This window comes from Amycolatopsis sp. NPDC003861, from assembly GCF_053605405.1.
Genome location: NZ_JBSGJD010000016.1, coordinates 20933 through 36950 on the forward strand (window position 1 = coordinate 20933; position 16018 = coordinate 36950).

The following is a 16018-nucleotide window of genomic DNA, read 5'->3' on the forward strand; positions in this document are numbered from 1 at the left end:
ACTGCCAGATCGTTCAACGATCTGGCAATCTGCCCCTAGACGATGTTGTGCTCGGCACCCGCCGAGCCCGCGGCGAACCGGCGGACGTCGAGCCCGGCGATGTCCACCGCGGGCCGTCGCCGCAGGTAGAGGTCGCGGATCAGCTCGCCGGTGGCCGGGCCCATCTGGAAGCCGTGGCCCGAGAAGCCGGTCGCGTAGAAGAACCGCGACAGCAGGACGCTTTCCCCGATGATCTGGTTGCGGTCCGGCGTCGTTTCGTACAGCCCGGCCCACGCGGTCCGGATGCCGGCGTCGAGTACGGCGGGGATCCGGCGGCCCGCCAGCTCGGCCAGCCGCGGCAGCCACTCGCCCGGCTCGTACCGGGTGTCGAAGCCCGGGACACCGTCGCCGTCGGAGAACGACATCGCCAGGCCGGGCCCCTCGCGGTGGAAGTAGAAGGCCGACGGCATCTCGATGGTGAGCGGAACCGCTTCCGGCAGCCCGGGCACCGGCCCGGTGAACACGACCTGCCGCCGGTACGGGCGCACCGGCAGGTCCACTCCGGCCAGCTCGCCGATCCGGCCCGACCACGCGCCGGCCGCGCACACCACCGCGCCGGTCCGGACCACTCCCGCCGTCGTGACGACGCCGGTCAGCGCGTCGCCGTCGCGCTCGATCCCGGTGACCTCGACGCCGGTCCGCAGCTTCGCGCCGCGCGCGCGGGCCGCCTTCGCGTACCCCTGGACGACCGCGTCCGGCGTCGCCTTGGCGTCGTCCGGCGACCAGAGGGCGGCCACGACGCCGTCGGTCTCCACCGGCGGGAGCACCTTCTTCGCCTCCGCCGGGTCGAGCAGGTGGCTGCGGACGCCGTGCTCGCGCTGAAGCTCGGCGCAGCGCTCGAACGCGGGGACGTCGGCCGGGTCGGTGACGAGGTAGAGGTAGCCGTCGCGGCGGAAGTCGATCTCGGTGCCGAAGTCGCTCCGGAAAGCGCTGTACGCGGCGAGCCCGCGCAGGCCGAGCTGGACGTTGACCCGGCTGGTGAACGACGACCGGATACCGCCCGCGGCCTTCGCCGTCGAGCCGCCGCCCAGCTCGCCGCGCTCGAGGAGCAGCACGTCCACGCCGGCTTCGGCGAGCCGGAACGCGCAGCTGACGCCGATCACGCCACCGCCGATCACGACGCACTCGGCCATCGGTGGCAACGACGTTTCCCCTGTGCCGCGGCCGGTCATACTCGCCAATGTAGAACGTGATCCACCGGCGGCCGCCGAGCGCGTAGAGTCGGCGTGCCGAGCTCGAGAGGTGATGTCCCATGGCGATGATGCCCGTGACCGATTCGATGTTCCTCCTCGTCGAAACGCGCGAGCATCCGATGCACGTGGGCGGTCTGCAGCTGTTCAGGAAACCCGATGGCGCGGGCGACGAGTACCTGCGCGACATCCGCAAGAGCCTCCTCGAATCGGACAACATGCGCTCGGTCTTCCGGCGCCGCCCGGCCCGGCCGGTCAACACGATGGGGCACGTGGCTTGGGCCAACGACGCCGAGCTCGAGCTCGACTACCACTTCCGGCACTCGGCGCTGCCGCGGCCGGGCCGCGTCCGCGAGCTGCTGGAGCTGACCGGCCGCTGGCACAGCACCCTGCTCGACCGGCACCGCCCGCTGTGGGAGACCCACCTCATCGAGGGGCTCGACGACGGCCGGTTCGCCGTCTACACGAAGGTCCACCACGCGCTGATGGACGGCGTCTCGGCGCTGCGCCAGCTGCAGGGCACGCTCTCGGACGACCCCGCGGACATGGACTGCCCCCCGTGGTGGGGCAGCCGGCGCAAGCCCGGCGGCGAGCGTGAGAAGCGCCCGCGCTCGGTGCTCGGGACTGCGCGGAAGACCGCCAACCAGCTCGCGAGCCTGGCGCCGGCCGCGATGAAGGTCGCGCGCGAGGCGTTCGGCGAGCACACTCTGACGCTGCCGGGACAGGCGCCGAAGACGATGCTCAACGTGCCGATCGGCGGCGCGCGGCGGTTCGCGGCGCAGAAGTGGTCGCTGGACCGCGTCCGCCAGGTGGCGACCGCGGCCGGGGTGTCGCGCAACGACGTCGTGCTCGCGATGTGCTCGGGCGCGCTGCGGGACTACCTCATCGAACAGCGCGCGCTGCCGGACGCGCCGCTGATCGCGATGGTGCCGGTGTCGCTGCGCCGGCAGAACGACCCGGGCGAGGCCGCGGGCAACAACATCGGCGCGCTGCTCTGCAACCTGGCCACCGACCTGCCGGACGCGGGCAAGCGGCTCGTCACGATCCACCAGTCGATGCGCAACGGCAAGCGGCTGTTCTCGGAGCTGACGCCGTTGCAGACGCTGCTGCTCTCGGCGGTGAACGTCGCGCAGCTCGGCGTCTCGCCGATCCCGGGCGTCGTCAAGAACACGCGGCCGCCGTTCAACCTGGTGATCTCGAACGTGCCCGGCCCGCGCAAGCAGATGTACTGGAACGGCGCCCAGCTCGACGGCATCTACCCGGCGTCGGTGCTGCTCGACGGCCAGGCCGTGAACATCACCCTGACGAGCAACGGCGACCACCTCGACTTCGGCATCACCGGCTGCCGCCGCAGCGTCCCGCACCTGCAGCGGATCCTGACCCACCTCGACACGGCCCTCGTCGAGCTCGAAGCCGCGGTGCGGTAGCCCGCTCACCGGCTCCCCCATCGGAAGGAATCTTTCCGAACTGGCTGGTCAGTCCGCTCCGGACGCTCCTAGGGTGACGACGATCACCCCCGGAGAGAGGAGCAGGGCATGACCGAGGAGTGGACGACCCCGGACTTCGTCGAGTACGAAACCCCGATGGAGGTCACCGCCTACGCGGCCCGTATGGCGGACTGACCGATGCCGGTCGAGCCACTCCCGGAAAGCGCATTCATCGACGCGCTGCGCGGTCTTTCCGGCCGGTACTGGGGAACGCACCCGTTCCACCGCCGGCTGCACGCGGGCGAACTCGACGAGCGCGCGCTGCGGATCTGGGCGGCGAACCGCTGGTACTACCAGTGCGTGCTGCCGCAGAAGGACGCGGCGATCATCAGCAACTGCCCGGTGCCGGAGATCCGCCGCCAGTGGCTCGACCGGATCGTCTACCACGACGGCGTGAGCGCCGGCACCGGCGGGATCGACCGCTGGCTGCGGCTCTGCACGGCCGTCGGCTTGGACCGCGACGAAGTCCTGGACGAACGGCACGTCGCTCCCGGCGTCCGGTTCGCGGTGGACGCCTACGTCACCTTCGCGCGAACGAAGCCGTGGTGGGAGGCCGTCGCGTCGGGGCTGACCGAGATGTTCGCCGGGCACCTGATGCAGCAGCGGGTGGCGGACATGCTCGCGCACTACGCGTGGATTTCTCCCGACGACCTCGCGTACTTCACCAACCGCATCGACAAGGTTTCCGGCGAAGGCAAGGACACGCTCGACATCGTGGTCCGCCACTGCGTCACGCGCGAACAGCAGGACCGCGCGATCGCCGCGTTGTCGTTCAAGTGCGACGTCCTGTGGTCGATGCTCGACGCGATCGAGCGGGCGGCCGCGTGATCACCGCCGATTCGGTTCCGCAGCTGCGCCGGGGTGTGCGGCTGTCCTTCGACCACGTCCGGGAGACGCACGTGCTGCTGTTCCCCGAGGGCGTCCTGGTGCCGAACGCCACGGCGGCCGCGGTCCTCGAGCTCTGCGACGGCGCCCGGTCCGTCAGCGAGATCACGACAGCGCTTTCCGGGCGTTACTCCGGTGTCGTCGCGCAGGACGTCCTGTCCGTGCTGACCCGGCTGGGCGAACGGCGGGTCGTGGCATGGACGTGAGCCCGCCGCTGGGCCTGCTGGCCGAGCTGACCCACCGGTGTCCGCTGCACTGTCCTTATTGCTCGAACCCGGTCGAGCTGACGGCCCGCGCCCGCGAGATGTCCACTGAGGACTGGCTGTCGGTGCTGTCTCAGGCGCGGGAACTCGGCGTCCTGCAGGTGCACCTGTCCGGCGGGGAGCCGTTGCTCCGGCCGGACCTGCCCGCGCTGGTCGCCCACGCGCACGGGCTCGGCTGCTACGTCAACCTGGTCACGTCGGGGCTCGGCCTGACGTCTTCGCGGCTCGACGACCTCGTTGCGCGCGGGCTGGCGCACGTCCAGCTGTCGGCGCAGGGCGCTACCCGGGAGCGGTCCGATCGACTGGCGGGGGCGAAGGCTTTCGACCGGAAGCTGGCCGCGGCTTCCCTGGTGAAGGCGGCCGGGCTGCCGCTGTCGCTGAACGTGGTGCTGCACCGGCAGAACCACGACCAGCTGGCCGGGATCATCGAGCTGGCCGAGCGGATGGGCGCGGACCGGCTGGAGCTGGCGAACACGCAGTACTACGGCTGGGCGTTGCGCAACCGGGACGCGCTGATGCCGACGGCTGCCCAGCTGGCGGCCGCCGAGCCGGTGGTGCGCGCGGCCGTCGATCGCTTGCGAGGCACGATGGAAATCGTCTACGTCGTCGCCGACTACCACGAGCCGTACCCGAAGCCGTGCATGTACGGCTGGGGTGCGCGGCAGCTGACGGTGGCGCCGGACGGGACGGTGCTGCCCTGCCCGGCGGCGTCGGCGATCTCGACGCTCTCGCTGTCGTCGGTGCGGGACACGCCGCTGGCCGAGATCTGGTACCGCTCGTCGTCGTTCAACGCCTACCGCGGCGAGGAGTGGATGAGCGAGCCGTGCCGCACGTGCGACCGCCGGGGCGTCGACTTCGGCGGCTGCCGCTGCCAGGCGTTCCTGCTCACCGGCGACGCGGCGGCGACGGACCCGGTGTGCTCGCGGTCGCCTCGGCGTTCGGTGGTCGATCTGGTCCTGTCCCGGCCCGGGGTTCCCGACCTGGTCATGCGCCGGTGAAGGTGATCCTCCTCGGCACCGCGGCCGGCGGCGGGTGTCCACAGTGGAACTGCGCGTGCCGGCTCTGCGTTTCGGGGTTGCCGCCACGCACGCAGGACTGCGTGGCGATCAGCGCGGACGGCGCCGGCTGGTACCTGCTGAACTGTTCGCCGGACATCCGGGCGCAGCTCCTCGGGACGCCGGAGCTGCGGGCCGGGCCGGGGCCGCGCGAGATCCCGCTGCGCGGGGTGCTGCTGACGGACGCCGAACTCGACCATTCCCTGGGCTTGCTGATGCTGCGCGAGTCGGGTGGGCTGCCGGTGTGGGTGCCGCCGGCCGCGCGGTCGCCCTTGTTCTCCCTTGTGGACAGTTACGGCAGCTGGACCTGGTCGTCCGTTGTGGACATCCCGGGCCTGCGGGTCGAGACGCTGCCGGTGAGCGACAAGCGGCCGAAGTACGCCGCTCCTTCCGGCGGCACCTGGGTGGTCGCCTACCGGATCACGGACCCGGTGACGGGCGGGGTGCTGGTGTACGCACCGTGCCTGCGGAGCTGGCCCGCCGGGTTCGACGAGTTCGTGGCGGACGCGTCTTTGGTGTTGCTCGACGGGACGTTCTACGCGCCGGACGAGATGGCCGGGGTGGGCGGGCCGGACCAGCTCGCGATGGGCCACCTGCCGATCACGGCGAGCCTGCCGCGGGTGGCCGGGCGGCCGTGGGCGTTCACCCACCTGAACAACACGAACCCGGTGCTGGACCCCGCGTCCCCCGAACACGCGGCGGTGCTGGCCGCCGGCGCTTCCCTGCCTCCCGACGGCGCTCGGTTCTCGTTCTGACCAACCCCCAAATAAGTGTTTGACAGTCGTGGTTGACTGGGGACATGCCCCACGACCACCTCCGGGTGCTGGCCCACCCGCTGCGCCTGCGCATCCTGTCGTTGCTGACGGGCACGGCCCTGAGCGCGGCGGAGGCGGCCCGCGAACTCGGCGAGACGCAGGCGAACGTCAGCTACCACGTCCGCCGGCTGCACGACGCAGGCTTGCTGGAGGTGGCGGAGGAGGTCCACATCCGCGGCGGCCGCGCCAAGCGCTACCGCCACCAGCCGGACTCGGGCAAGCGTTTGACGACCCGCTCGCCGGGCGAGGAGAAGCTCCTGACGAAGGCGATCGCGAACGAGCTGCTGAGGCGCTCTGCCGACCGGGCGGCGAAGCGACCGGCGTCCCTGACGGACGCGGAGCTGTGGGTGGACCCGGAGTTGTGGGCCCGCCTCCTGGAGAAGGCGACGGCACTGAGCGAGGAACTGCACGCGGCGGCCCGGCCCCCTCGATCTCCGGGGACGGTCCGGGTCAGCGCGAGCGTGGCGCTGTTCGAGCTGGAGCCGCTGTCGTGAGCGCCGGCAACGCACGCCGAACCCGCGTTGCCGCCTCCTCGGAGCCGCTGTCGTGAGCGCCCCACGCCGAACCCGCGTGCCCACCCCCTCGGAGCCGCTGTCGTGAGCGCACGCAACCCGCGTACCCGCCCCTCGGAGCCGCTGTCGTGACCAGTCCGCTGCTCGCCCCGCTGCGGGAAGCCCGGTTCCGCGCCCTCGTCACCGGCCGGAGCCTGGCCGACTTCGGGAACGCCATCGCCCCCTTCGCCCTGGCCTTCGCCGTGGTCGATCTCACCGGGTCGGCCGTCGACCTCGGGATCGTCGTCGGGGCCCGGTCGATCGCGAACGTTCTCCTGCTGCTCTTCGGCGGCCTGCTGGCCGACCGGCTCCCGCGGTCCGTCATCCTGCAGGGCACCGAAACCGCCGCCGCGCTCACGCAGGCCGCCATCGCCGCGAGTGTCCTCTGTGGATTCGCCTCCATCCCGTTGCTGGCCGGGCTCGGGCTCGTCAACGGGGCCGTCTCGGCCATCTCCCTGCCCGCGGCTGCGTCGCTCACGCCGTTGACCGTGCCGGCCACCCTGCTCACCCAGGCGAACGCCCTGGTCCGGCTGCTCTCCAACACCGGCCGCATCGCCGGGGCCGGGCTGGCCGGCGTGCTCGTCGCCTTCGCCGGTTCCGGGTGGGCGCTCGCCGGGAACTCCCTGCTCTTCCTCGCCGCCGCGCTGGCATACCGGCGGATCCGGCTGCCGCGCGGTGAACGCGTGCCCGGCAGCCGTCCGCTCGCCGAGCTGGCCGAAGGCTGGCGGGAGTTCCGCGCCCGGGCGTGGGTGTGGCTGGTGGTGCTGCAGTTCATGATCGTCAACGCCGTGACCGCGGGCGCGCTGCTGGTGATCGGCCCGCTCGTCGCCGACGACACCTTCGGCCGCACCGGCTGGGGCTTCGCGCTGGCCGTGCAGACCGCCGGGTCGCTGCTCGGCGGCATCCTCGCCGCCCACTGGCAACCGCGGCGGATGCTGTTCGTCGGCGTCGCGCTGGTCCTGGTCGACGCGCTGCCGATGCTCGTCCTCGGCCAGACGCCGTACCTGCTGCCGCTGCTGGTCGCGATGTTCCTCTCCGGCATCGCGATCGAACAGTTCTCCGTCGCCTGGGACGTGTCCCTGCAGGAGAACATCCCGCCGGACAAGCTCGCCCGCGTCTACTCCTACGACATGCTCGGCTCGTGCATCGCAATGCCGCTCGGCCAGATCAGCGTGGGCCCGCTGGCCGAACACGCCGGCCGGTCGGCAACGCTGCTGGGCGGCGCGGCCCTGGTCGTCGGCGCCACCGCGCTCGTGCTGTGCAGCTCGCAGGTGCGGGGGCTCGTCCGCCGGGCGCCGGTCAGCCCGGGCGCACCAGGCTGAAGTTCAGCACCAGCCCCGGTCGTTCTACCGGCCCACGCGCGGTCCGGACGTCAGGTCGCGGTGGCCGTCCAGGCGCCACCAGTTCTCCAGCGTCTCGCGCAGCGCCTTCAGCAGCTCGCCGCCGGTTTCCAGGGGGACGAGCGCCGCCTTGCCGTCGTCCACCCGCAGTGCTGCGGCCAGCCTGTCGCCCTGTTCGATCAGGCCGACGACCACCCGCGTCGGCTCTCCGGTGACGTCGACGGTCGGGATGGCTCGTTCGTACCACCAGCCTTGAGCGTTCACCCGGCCGACAGTGGCACAGCTTTCCCCTCGCCGGTCCGGGTTTCACCCTCACGTGTGGTCAGGGCGCCCAGGGCCGCACTTCTTCCAGCAGCTTCGCCACGGCCAGCACCAGGTCGTCCGAGTGCCGCGGCCCGACGATCTGCAGGCCGACCGGCAGCCCCGCCGACGTCCGCCCGGCCGGCACGCTGATCGCCGGCTGCTGGGTCATGTTGAACGGGTACGTGAACGGCGTCCACTCCGGCCACTCGCTCAGCCCGCTGCCCGGCGGCACGTCGTGCCCCGCCTCGAACGCGGCGATCGGGAGGGTCGGCGTGATCAGCACGTCGTAGCGCGTGTGGAACTCGCCCATCCGGATACCGAGCGCGGCCCGCTCGGCGGTGGCGTCGAGGTAGTCGCTCGCCGTCCACTTCCGGCCGAGTTCCCAGACCCGGCGCAGACCGGGGTCGGTCCGCTGCTCGGACCCGGGCGGGAACGAGTCCAGCAGCTTCGCCGCGCCGGACGACCACAGGACGTCGAACGCCGGCTTCGGATCGGCGAACCCGGGGTCGGTCTCCTCGACGTGCAGGCCGGCGTCCCCCAGCGAGCGGACCGCCTCGGCGACGATCGCGGCCACCTCCGGGTCGACGTCGACGTACCCGAGCGTCGGCGAGAACGCGGCGATCAGGCCGCGCACGTCCCGCCGGACGGCCTCCCGGAACGACCCCACCGGCGGCGCCAGCGCGGCCGGGTCGCGGTGGTCGGGCAGCGAAAGCACGTCCAGCAGCAGCGCGGTGTCGTCGACCGAGCGTGCCATCGGGCCGGCGTGCGAGAGCGGGCCGAACGGGCTCGCCGGGTAGAGCGGGATCCGGCCGTGGGTCGGCTTCAGCCCGACGATGCCGCAGAACGACGCCGGGATCCGCACCGAGCCACCGCCGTCGGTGCCGACCGACAGCTCGCCCATGCCGGCCGCGACGGCCGCGGCACTGCCGCCGCTCGACCCGCCCGCCGTCTTCGACGGGTCGGCCGGGTTGCGCGTGATGCCGCACAGCGGACTGTCGGTGACGCCCTTCCAGCCGATCTCGGGCGTGGTCGTCTTGCCGAGCAGCACCAGGCCGGCCTCGCGCATCCGCGCGGCGACCGGGCTGTCGACGTCCCACGGCTGGTCCGGGTCGATGCTCTTCGAGCCCCGGACGGTCGGCCAGCCCTGGGTGAGGAACATGTCCTTGATCGACGCCGGCACGCCGTCGAGCCACCCGATCGGGTTGCCGTCCCGCCAGCGGACCTCGGCCGCCTTGGCCTGCTCCAGCGCCCGGTCCGCGTCGACGAGGCAGTAGGCGTTGCACTCGCCGTCCCGGGCTTCGATGGCCTGCAACGCGTTCTGCGTCGCCTCGACCGGCGAAAGCTCGCCGGTCGCGTAGGCGGCGACGAGCTCGCTGGCGGTCAGCATCCTGTCGTTCATCCGGCTCCCTGGTTCCCCTGGTTCTCCGACGGCACGTAACCGAGCGTCTTGTCGACGACATTGCGCAGCGGCTCCCCGGCGCGCCAGCGGCGGAAGTTCTCGGTGAACACCTCGACCAGTGTGTTCCGCCAGCCGATGAAGTCGCCGGACATGTGCGGCGAGATCAGCACGTCCGGCAGCGTCCACAGCGGGCTTTCGGCCGGCAGCGGCTCGGTGTCGAAGACGTCGAGCGCGGCCCCGGCGATGGTCTTGTTTTCGAGCGCGGCGACCAGGTCGGACGTCACCACGAGCTCGCCCCGGCCGACGTTGACGAACCGCGCCGACGGCTTCATCGCGGCGAACGCCCGCGCGTCGAACATGCCCTTCGTGTGCTCGGTCAGCGGCGCGACCGCGACGACGTAGTCGGCGTGCGGCAGGATTTCGGCGAGCCGCGCGGACTCGTGCACGACGCCGAAGTCCGGGTCGCCGGTGCGCTCACGGCGGCCGGCGCCGCTCACCCGCATGCCGGCCGCGCGCAGCAGCCGCGCGATGGCCTGGCCGATCGGCCCGGTGCCGACCACCAGCACTTCGCGCCCGGCGACCCGCTCGGTCTCCCGGTGCAGCCAGCGGCCTTCGCGCTGCAGGTCGTGCGAGCGCGCGAAGTCCTTCGCGAAGGCGAGGACGACGCCCAGCACGTACTCCGCGATGGCGTCGTCGAAGACACCCCGCGAGTTCGTCAGGACGACGTCGCTCTCGCGCAGCCCGGGGAACAGCACGGGGTCGACCCCGGCGCTGGCGATGTGCAGCCAGCGCAACCGGTCGGCCGCGTGCCACGCGCCGGGGACGGCCGTCGACAGGAAGTCGTAGACGAAGAGGGCGTCCGCTCCGGACAACGCTTCGGCGAGACCCGCCGCGTCCGTGTAACGCACGACCGCCCCGGATTCGACAGCACGCATGTCCGGTGGGCGGGACTCGCCGCAGAGCACTGCCAGGACGGGGGCTTCCCGGTGTTCCGAGGCGATCACGTTGACACGGTAAAAGTGACTCGTATGATTGTCAACAATCCGAGGAACGACCCCCGGAGCACCGGACTGTCAAGTACAGACGTATTCCGGAGGCTGAGCCTTGGATTTCGACTTCCTGGCGTTCGACGGCCCGCTGGCGCAACGCGGCATCGGGGTCATCGCCCCCTTCGACCTCGCGCTGGAGCGCGAGCTCTGGCGCTGGGTGCCGATGGAGGTGTCCCTCCACCTCGCCCGCACGCCGTACGAGCCCGTGCCGGTCAGCATGGAGATGGCGCGCTTGGTCAGCGACAGCCACCACCTGGCGAGCGCGACCCGCGACGTGCTGCACGTCGAGCCCGAGGTCGTCGCCTACCTCTGCACGTCGGGCAGCTTCGTCAACGGCGTCGACTACGAGCGCTCGCTGACCAAGGCGATCTGCGACGCCGGCGCGCCGGACGCCGTCACCACCTCGGGCGCGCTGGCCGAAGTGCTGCACCAGCTCGACCTCCACCGCGTCTCGGTGCTCACGCCGTACGACGCCGACCTGACCCGCGCCCTGCACGACTTCCTCGCCGAGCTGGACGTCACGACCGTCGCCAGCGACCACCTCGGCCTGGGCGGCGGCATCTGGAAGGTCAGCTACCGGACCATCGCCGAGCGCATCCTCGCCGCCGACCACGGCGACGCCGAAGCGATCTTCGTCAGCTGCACCAATCTCCCCACCTACGACCTGATCGAACCCCTGGAAGCCGCGCTCGGCAAACCGGTGCTCACCGCCAACCAGCTGACGATGTGGGCGTGCCTGCGCCGGATGAACCTCCCCATCGTCGGACCCGGGAGGTGGCTTCGTGACGTGTCGTGAAGGGTATTCCTTGACCTCCCCTCTAGGATTGTCGACAATTTGCGTCCCCTCCGGAGGTTCCGTGACCACCATCGGTTTCATCTACCCCGACCACGCGGCCGAAGACGACTACCCGCTGGCCGAGCAGCTGCTCGGCGGCATGGCCGTCGACGAGGGCGACATCCGCCTGGCGGTCGAGCACATCTACGGCACCGACAAGCACGCGGTGGCCGAGCTGCTCGACCTCGGCAGCGAGGCCCGCCTCGCCGACGGTGCCGCCCTCCTCGCCAAGCACGAGCCCGCCGCCGTCATCTGGGCCTGCACCAGCGGCAGCTTCGTCTACGGCTGGGACGGCGCCCGCGACCAGGCCGACCGCCTCGCCGCCGTCGCCGGTGTCCCGGCCTCCAGCACCTCCTTCGCGTTCGTGCACGCCGCGCGTGCGCTGGGCGTTCGACGGGTCGCCGTCGCCGCCAGCTACCCGGACGACATCGCCCGGCTGTTCGCCGACTTCCTCCAGGCCGGCGGCATCGAGGTCGTCTCGATGGCCAGCGCGGACATCGTCACGGCGGCCGAGGTCGGCGCGATGACCCCGGAGGCCGTCGTCGAGCTCGCCGTCGGCCACGACCACCCCGACGCCGAAGCGGTGCTCGTGCCGGACACCGCCATGCGCACCCTCGGCGAGATCAACGCCGTGGAGGCCGCGCTCCGCAAGCCCGTGCTGACCGCCAACCAGGTCACGGTCTGGGAGGGCCTGCGCCTGACCGGGCAGCACCGGCTCGTCCGCTCGCTCGGCGCGCTCTTCCGGCACCTGCCGGACGGGGGCGCCTGAGATGGCCCTGCCACCGGGCATGCTGCCCGAGATCGAGCCGGTGAGCCGCGAGTCGACGGCCGCTGTGATCGCGCGCCAGCTGCGTGACGCGATCATGACGGGCGCTCTCCCGCCCGGGACCCAGCTCGGCGAGACCGAGCTGGCCGCGCGGTTCCAGGTGTCACGGGGGCCGCTCCGGGAAGCCATGCAGCACCTGGTGTCCGAAGGGCTGCTGCGGAGCGAAAGACACCGCGGGCTGTTCGTCATCGACCTCGAGCCGGGCGACGTCTACGACATCTACGCGGCCCGATCCGCGATCGAGCGGGCGGCCATGCTGCGCGCCCTGCGCGGCGGCGACCGCGACCGGATCGCGGACGTGCTCGCGCAGACCGTCACCGAGATGGCGACGGCGGCGAGCGAGGACGACCCCACGGCGCTCTCCACGGCGGACCTGAAGTTCCACGAGGCGCTGATCAACGCCTCCGGCAGCAAGCGGCTGGTGCGGATGGCCCGGACGCTGCTGATCGAGACGCGGATGTGCCTGACGGCGTTGCAGAGCACGTACCAGCGGGTCGAGGAACGGGTGGAGGAGCACACGAAGCTGATCCAGGCCCTGCGCGACGGCGACGAAGAGACGGCACTGACGCTGCTGGAGGCCCACATGGAGGACGCGGTGCAGCGGCTCGCGCCGGGCACGAGCCTGCGGGACGGGGAAGCTCCGCCGGTGCCGGGAAACGCGTGACCGCAGAGCCGACACGCGTGATTGAGCGGTCGACACGGGTGCCCGGCGAGGCATCTTGCGTGGTTGGGCGGACGACACGCTCGGCCGGGTCCGGGACTCGTGTGAAGGGGGCCGGGACTCGTGTGATTGAGGCCGGAACTCGCGTGATTGAGGCCGGAACTCGCGTGATTGGGGGCGGAACTCACGGGGGTCAGTGGGCATGGCGGGGTCCCAGGACGGGCTGGCCGGCGCGGCCGTCGCGGTAGTCGGGGGACCAGGGGAAGCGGCCCTGGGTGTCTGCGTGAACCAGTTGCAGCGCGCGGATTTGCGGGCCGTGCAACGCCGCCGCGAAGACCAGGTGGGCCGACGGCTCGGCGAGTGAGACGACCTCGATCAGCGGGCCGTCGCGCAACGGGATGTGGTCACCCGCCGCGAACGGCGGGCCGTGCAGGGTGTGGGACGCCAGGGCGTTCAGCAGGGCGCCGGCCGCGAGCATCGGCAGGCCGGTGACGACCAGCTCCGGCAAGCCGTACCCGCTCAGGCCGATCGTGTAGGCCCACGGCGGGTACGGCCCCGCTCTCTCCACTCCCTGCACCAGCCAGCCCCGGTCGGCCACGCCGCCGCGAAGCCGTTCCAGGTAACCGGATCTGTCCGGGTTCTCGCACTCGAAGCACATCGGTGACTCCTCCCCCTCGGTGGGCTCGGGGTCCACCGTGCCGGAGGGCACCGACAAAACTCAGCCCAGCGCTTCGGCCACCGCCGTGCCGAGCCGTTCTGTGGTATCCGTGCCGCCGAGGTCGGGCGTGCGCACCCGGCCCTCGTCGAGCACGCGGTCCACCGCGGCGCGGATCGCTTGCGCCGCAACGGTTTCGCCCAGGTGTTCGACCAGCATCGCGGCCGCCAGGACCTGCGCAACGGGGTTGGCGATCCCCTGTCCCGCGATGTCCGGGGCGCTCCCGTGGACCGCCTCGAACATCGACGGGAATTCACCTGATGGGTTGATGTTTCCGGACGGGGCCATGCCGAGGCCGCCGGTGATGGCGGCCGCGAGGTCGCTCAGGATGTCGCCGAAGAGGTTCGACGCCACCACGATGTCGAGCCGGTCCGGCGCCTGCACCATCCGCGCCGCCAGCGCGTCCACGTGCATCTGTTCACTGTGTACGTCCGGGAACTCCGCCGCGACCTCGGCGAAGATCTCGTCCCAGAACGGCATCGAGTGGATCAGCCCGTTCGACTTCGTCGCCGAGCAGACCCGCGCCGACCGCGTCCGCGCCAGTTCAAACGCGTACCGGATGATCCGCGTGACGCCGACCCGCGTGAAAACCGACTCCTGCAGCACGAACTCGTCCGGCCGCCCGGCGTTGTGCCGCCCGCCGACCGCCGAGTACTCCCCTTCGGAGTTCTCCCGGACGATGACCAGCTCCAGCTCCTCGGCCTTCCGCCCGGCCAGCACGGACGTCGTCCCCGGCAGCAGCCGCACCGGACGCAGGTTGACGTACTGCTGGAACGCCCGCCGCAGCGGGATCAGCAGGCCCCACAGCGAAACGTGGTCCGGGACGCCGGGGAAACCGACCGCGCCGAGCAGGATGCCGTCGAACGCCGAGAGCTGCGCGACCCCGTCCTCCGGCATCATCGCGCCGACCCGGGCGTACCGCTCGCAGCTCCAGTCGAACTCGGTCCACTCCAAGGAAAAATCGAACAAAGCGGCCGCCCGGTCGAGGACCTTGCGGGCCTCGGCCGTGACGTCCACGCCGATCCCGTCGCCCGGGATGCTCGCGATGCGGTACCCGCTCACAGGGCCACCGCGATGTACTTGGTCTCGAGGAACTCGTCGATGCCGACCGACCCGCCCTCACGGCCGAGCCCGGACTGCTTGATCCCGCCGAACGGCGCCGCCGGGTTCGACACGATCCCCTGGTTGAGCCCGATCATCCCGGCCTCCAGGGCTTCCGAGACCCGCAGCGCGCGCTTGAGATCGCTGGTGAAGACGTAGGAAACCAGGCCGAACTCGGTGTCGTTCGCCTTCGCGACGGCCTCTTCTTCGGTGTCGAACGGCGTGATCGGGGCGACCGGCCCGAAGATCTCCTCGTGCGTCAGCCGCGCCTCCTGCGGGACGTCGGTGAGCACGGTGGCCTGGTAGAAGTGCCCCGGGCCGTCGACGCCCGAGCCGCCGGTGAGGACCCGGGCACCGCGGTCGGTGGCGTCCTTGACCAGTTCCGTCACCTTCTCGACGGCCTTGTCGTCGATCAGCGGGCCGACCACGACGTCCTTCTCGGTGCCGCGGCCCATCGGCAGCGCCTGCATGCGCTCGGTCAGGCGCCGCGCGAACTCGTCGACGACGCCGCGCTGCACGTAAAACCGGTTCGCCGCGGTGCACGCCTCGCCGATGTTGCGCATCTTCGCCTGCATCGCGCCGTCGATGGCGGCGTCCATGTCCGCGTCGTCGAAGACCAGGAAGGGCGCGTTGCCGCCCAGCTCCATCGACGTCCGCAAAACCTTGTCGGCGCACTGTTCCAGCAGCTTGCGGCCGACGCCGGTGGAGCCGGTGAACGAGAGCTTGCGGGCGCGGCCGTCGCGGATCAGCGGCTGCATCACGCCGCCGGAGTCGCTGGTCGTCACGACGTTCAGCACGCCTTCGGGCAGGCCCGCCTCAGCGAGGATGCCGGCCAGCGCGAGCATCGACAGCGGCGTCTGCGCGGCCGGCTTGATCACCGACGTGCAGCCCGCGGCGATCGCCGGGCCGATCTTGCGCGTGCCCATCGCCATCGGGAAGTTCCACGGCGTGATCAGCAGCGTCGGCCCGACCGGCTGCTTGGTGATCAGGAACCGGCCGGCGCCGTTCGGGGCGGTCGCGTAGCCGCCGTCGATGCGGACGGCCTCCTCGGCGAACCAGCGGAAGAACTCGGCGGCGTAGGCGATCTCGCCCTTCGACTCGGCGAGCGGCTTGCCCATCTCCAGGGTCATCAGCAACGCCAGTTCTTCCTGGCGCTGCATCAGCAGCTCGTAGGCGCGGCGCAGGATCTCGCCGCGTTCCCGGGGCGCCATCTTCGCGAAATCGGCCTGGGCCGCGACGGCGGCGTCCAGCGCCGCGACGCCGTCCGACGGCGAGGCGTCGGCGACGTGGCACAGCTCCTTCCCGGTGGCCGGGTCGACCACCGGGAACGTCTTCCCGTCCTGCGCGGCAACCCACTTGCCGCCGATGAACAGTTCCTTGCCGACCGCCTCGACGACGCCGGTCTCGGTGCTCGCGCTCATGCCGACCTGCTCCTCACGTGTTGTCCCGGAGGCCATGCTATGGATATTGTCAACAATCGACAACCCGCTCGAACCGACCGAGG

Annotated in this window: 18 protein-coding genes; 11 read left to right on the top strand and 7 right to left on the bottom strand. The window is 71.6% G+C overall.

What is annotated here, in order from left to right:
• Positions 1–35: 35 nt before the first annotated feature.
• Entirely contained in the window at positions 36–1211 is a 1176-nt protein-coding gene (locus tag ACWEVN_RS06860) for an NAD(P)/FAD-dependent oxidoreductase (RefSeq protein ID WP_452050551.1), read from the bottom strand.
• 80 nt (positions 1212–1291) lie between these two features.
• On the opposite strand from ACWEVN_RS06860, the gene ACWEVN_RS06865 reads away from it, so the two are divergent.
• The 8 genes from ACWEVN_RS06865 to ACWEVN_RS06900 all read left to right on the top strand — a co-directional run bounded on the left by ACWEVN_RS06865 (position 1292) and on the right by ACWEVN_RS06900 (position 7607).
• Complete coding sequence (locus ACWEVN_RS06865) at positions 1292–2656, top strand: WS/DGAT/MGAT family O-acyltransferase (RefSeq protein ID WP_449683526.1); 1365 nt, start codon at positions 1292–1294, stop codon at positions 2654–2656.
• 108 nt (positions 2657–2764) lie between these two features.
• Entirely contained in the window at positions 2765–2851 is an 87-nt protein-coding gene (pqqA, locus tag ACWEVN_RS06870; RefSeq protein WP_043776987.1) for a pyrroloquinoline quinone precursor peptide PqqA, read from the top strand.
• Positions 2852–2854: 3 nt separating this feature from the next.
• Positions 2855–3544 carry a pyrroloquinoline-quinone synthase PqqC gene (gene pqqC, locus ACWEVN_RS06875; RefSeq protein WP_449683527.1) on the top strand — a complete coding sequence of 230 codons (690 nt, stop codon included), beginning with the start codon at positions 2855–2857 and terminating at the stop codon, positions 3542–3544.
• Complete coding sequence (pqqD, locus tag ACWEVN_RS06880) at positions 3541–3807, top strand: pyrroloquinoline quinone biosynthesis peptide chaperone PqqD (protein WP_449678740.1); 267 nt, start codon at positions 3541–3543, stop codon at positions 3805–3807. Before pqqC ends, pqqD begins: the two co-directional genes overlap by 4 nt.
• The gene (gene pqqE, locus ACWEVN_RS06885; RefSeq protein ID WP_452050552.1) at positions 3798–4862 is read left to right on the top strand and encodes a pyrroloquinoline quinone biosynthesis protein PqqE; all 1065 of its coding nucleotides are present in this window, start codon (positions 3798–3800) and stop codon (positions 4860–4862) included. The genes pqqD and pqqE overlap by 10 nt, the downstream gene beginning before the upstream one ends.
• Positions 4859–5674 (top strand): pyrroloquinoline quinone biosynthesis protein PqqB, encoded by an 816-nt coding sequence (pqqB, locus tag ACWEVN_RS06890; RefSeq protein ID WP_452050553.1) that lies wholly within the window; start codon positions 4859–4861, stop codon positions 5672–5674. The genes pqqE and pqqB overlap by 4 nt, the downstream gene beginning before the upstream one ends.
• Positions 5675–5718: 44 nt before the next feature.
• Positions 5719–6228 (top strand): ArsR/SmtB family transcription factor, encoded by a 510-nt coding sequence (locus tag ACWEVN_RS06895; protein WP_452050554.1) that lies wholly within the window; start codon positions 5719–5721, stop codon positions 6226–6228.
• A gap of 146 nt (positions 6229–6374) precedes the next feature.
• Positions 6375–7607, top strand: a complete 1233-nt coding sequence (locus ACWEVN_RS06900) for an MFS transporter (RefSeq protein ID WP_452050555.1) — start codon at positions 6375–6377, stop codon at positions 7605–7607.
• Between the two features lie 24 nt (positions 7608–7631).
• On the opposite strand, the gene ACWEVN_RS06905 is transcribed toward ACWEVN_RS06900, so the two are convergent.
• The 3 genes from ACWEVN_RS06905 to ACWEVN_RS06915 are packed head-to-tail and all read right to left on the bottom strand — an operon-like array spanning position 7632 to position 10331.
• Positions 7632–7889, bottom strand: coding sequence for a hypothetical protein (locus tag ACWEVN_RS06905; RefSeq protein WP_310973271.1), 258 nt, complete (start codon positions 7887–7889; stop codon positions 7632–7634).
• A 58-nt stretch (positions 7890–7947) separates the two neighbouring features.
• A complete protein-coding gene (locus tag ACWEVN_RS06910; protein ID WP_449683532.1) occupies positions 7948–9327 on the bottom strand; it encodes an amidase in 1380 nt (459 codons plus the stop codon).
• Positions 9324–10331: a D-2-hydroxyacid dehydrogenase gene (locus tag ACWEVN_RS06915; protein WP_452050556.1), complete on the bottom strand. Its 1008-nt coding sequence runs from the start codon at positions 10329–10331 to the stop codon at positions 9324–9326. Before ACWEVN_RS06915 ends, ACWEVN_RS06910 begins: the two co-directional genes overlap by 4 nt.
• Positions 10332–10431: 100 nt before the next feature.
• Here ACWEVN_RS06915 and ACWEVN_RS06920 point away from each other — a divergent pair, with 100 nt between their 5' ends.
• From ACWEVN_RS06920 to ACWEVN_RS06930, 3 genes are all read left to right on the top strand, one after another.
• The gene (locus tag ACWEVN_RS06920; protein ID WP_310973276.1) at positions 10432–11172 is read left to right on the top strand and encodes a maleate cis-trans isomerase family protein; all 741 of its coding nucleotides are present in this window, start codon (positions 10432–10434) and stop codon (positions 11170–11172) included.
• 61 nt (positions 11173–11233) lie between these two features.
• Positions 11234–11980 (top strand): maleate cis-trans isomerase family protein, encoded by a 747-nt coding sequence (locus ACWEVN_RS06925; protein WP_452050557.1) that lies wholly within the window; start codon positions 11234–11236, stop codon positions 11978–11980.
• A 1-nt stretch (position 11981) separates the two neighbouring features.
• The gene (locus tag ACWEVN_RS06930) at positions 11982–12701 is read left to right on the top strand and encodes a GntR family transcriptional regulator (RefSeq protein WP_452050558.1); all 720 of its coding nucleotides are present in this window, start codon (positions 11982–11984) and stop codon (positions 12699–12701) included.
• A 190-nt stretch (positions 12702–12891) separates the two neighbouring features.
• Here the strand turns inward: ACWEVN_RS06930 and ACWEVN_RS06935 are convergent, their stop codons facing one another.
• From ACWEVN_RS06935 to ACWEVN_RS06945, 3 genes are read right to left on the bottom strand one after another with little or no spacing between them, the layout of a single operon-like run.
• Positions 12892–13356, bottom strand: coding sequence for a DUF4262 domain-containing protein (locus tag ACWEVN_RS06935; RefSeq protein WP_452050559.1), 465 nt, complete (start codon positions 13354–13356; stop codon positions 12892–12894).
• Positions 13357–13416: 60 nt separating this feature from the next.
• Entirely contained in the window at positions 13417–14475 is a 1059-nt protein-coding gene (locus ACWEVN_RS06940) for a tartrate dehydrogenase (protein ID WP_449683536.1), read from the bottom strand.
• Positions 14472–15935 (bottom strand): NAD-dependent succinate-semialdehyde dehydrogenase, encoded by a 1464-nt coding sequence (locus tag ACWEVN_RS06945; protein ID WP_452050560.1) that lies wholly within the window; start codon positions 15933–15935, stop codon positions 14472–14474. Before ACWEVN_RS06945 ends, ACWEVN_RS06940 begins: the two co-directional genes overlap by 4 nt.
• Positions 15936–16018: the final 83 nt, after the last annotated feature.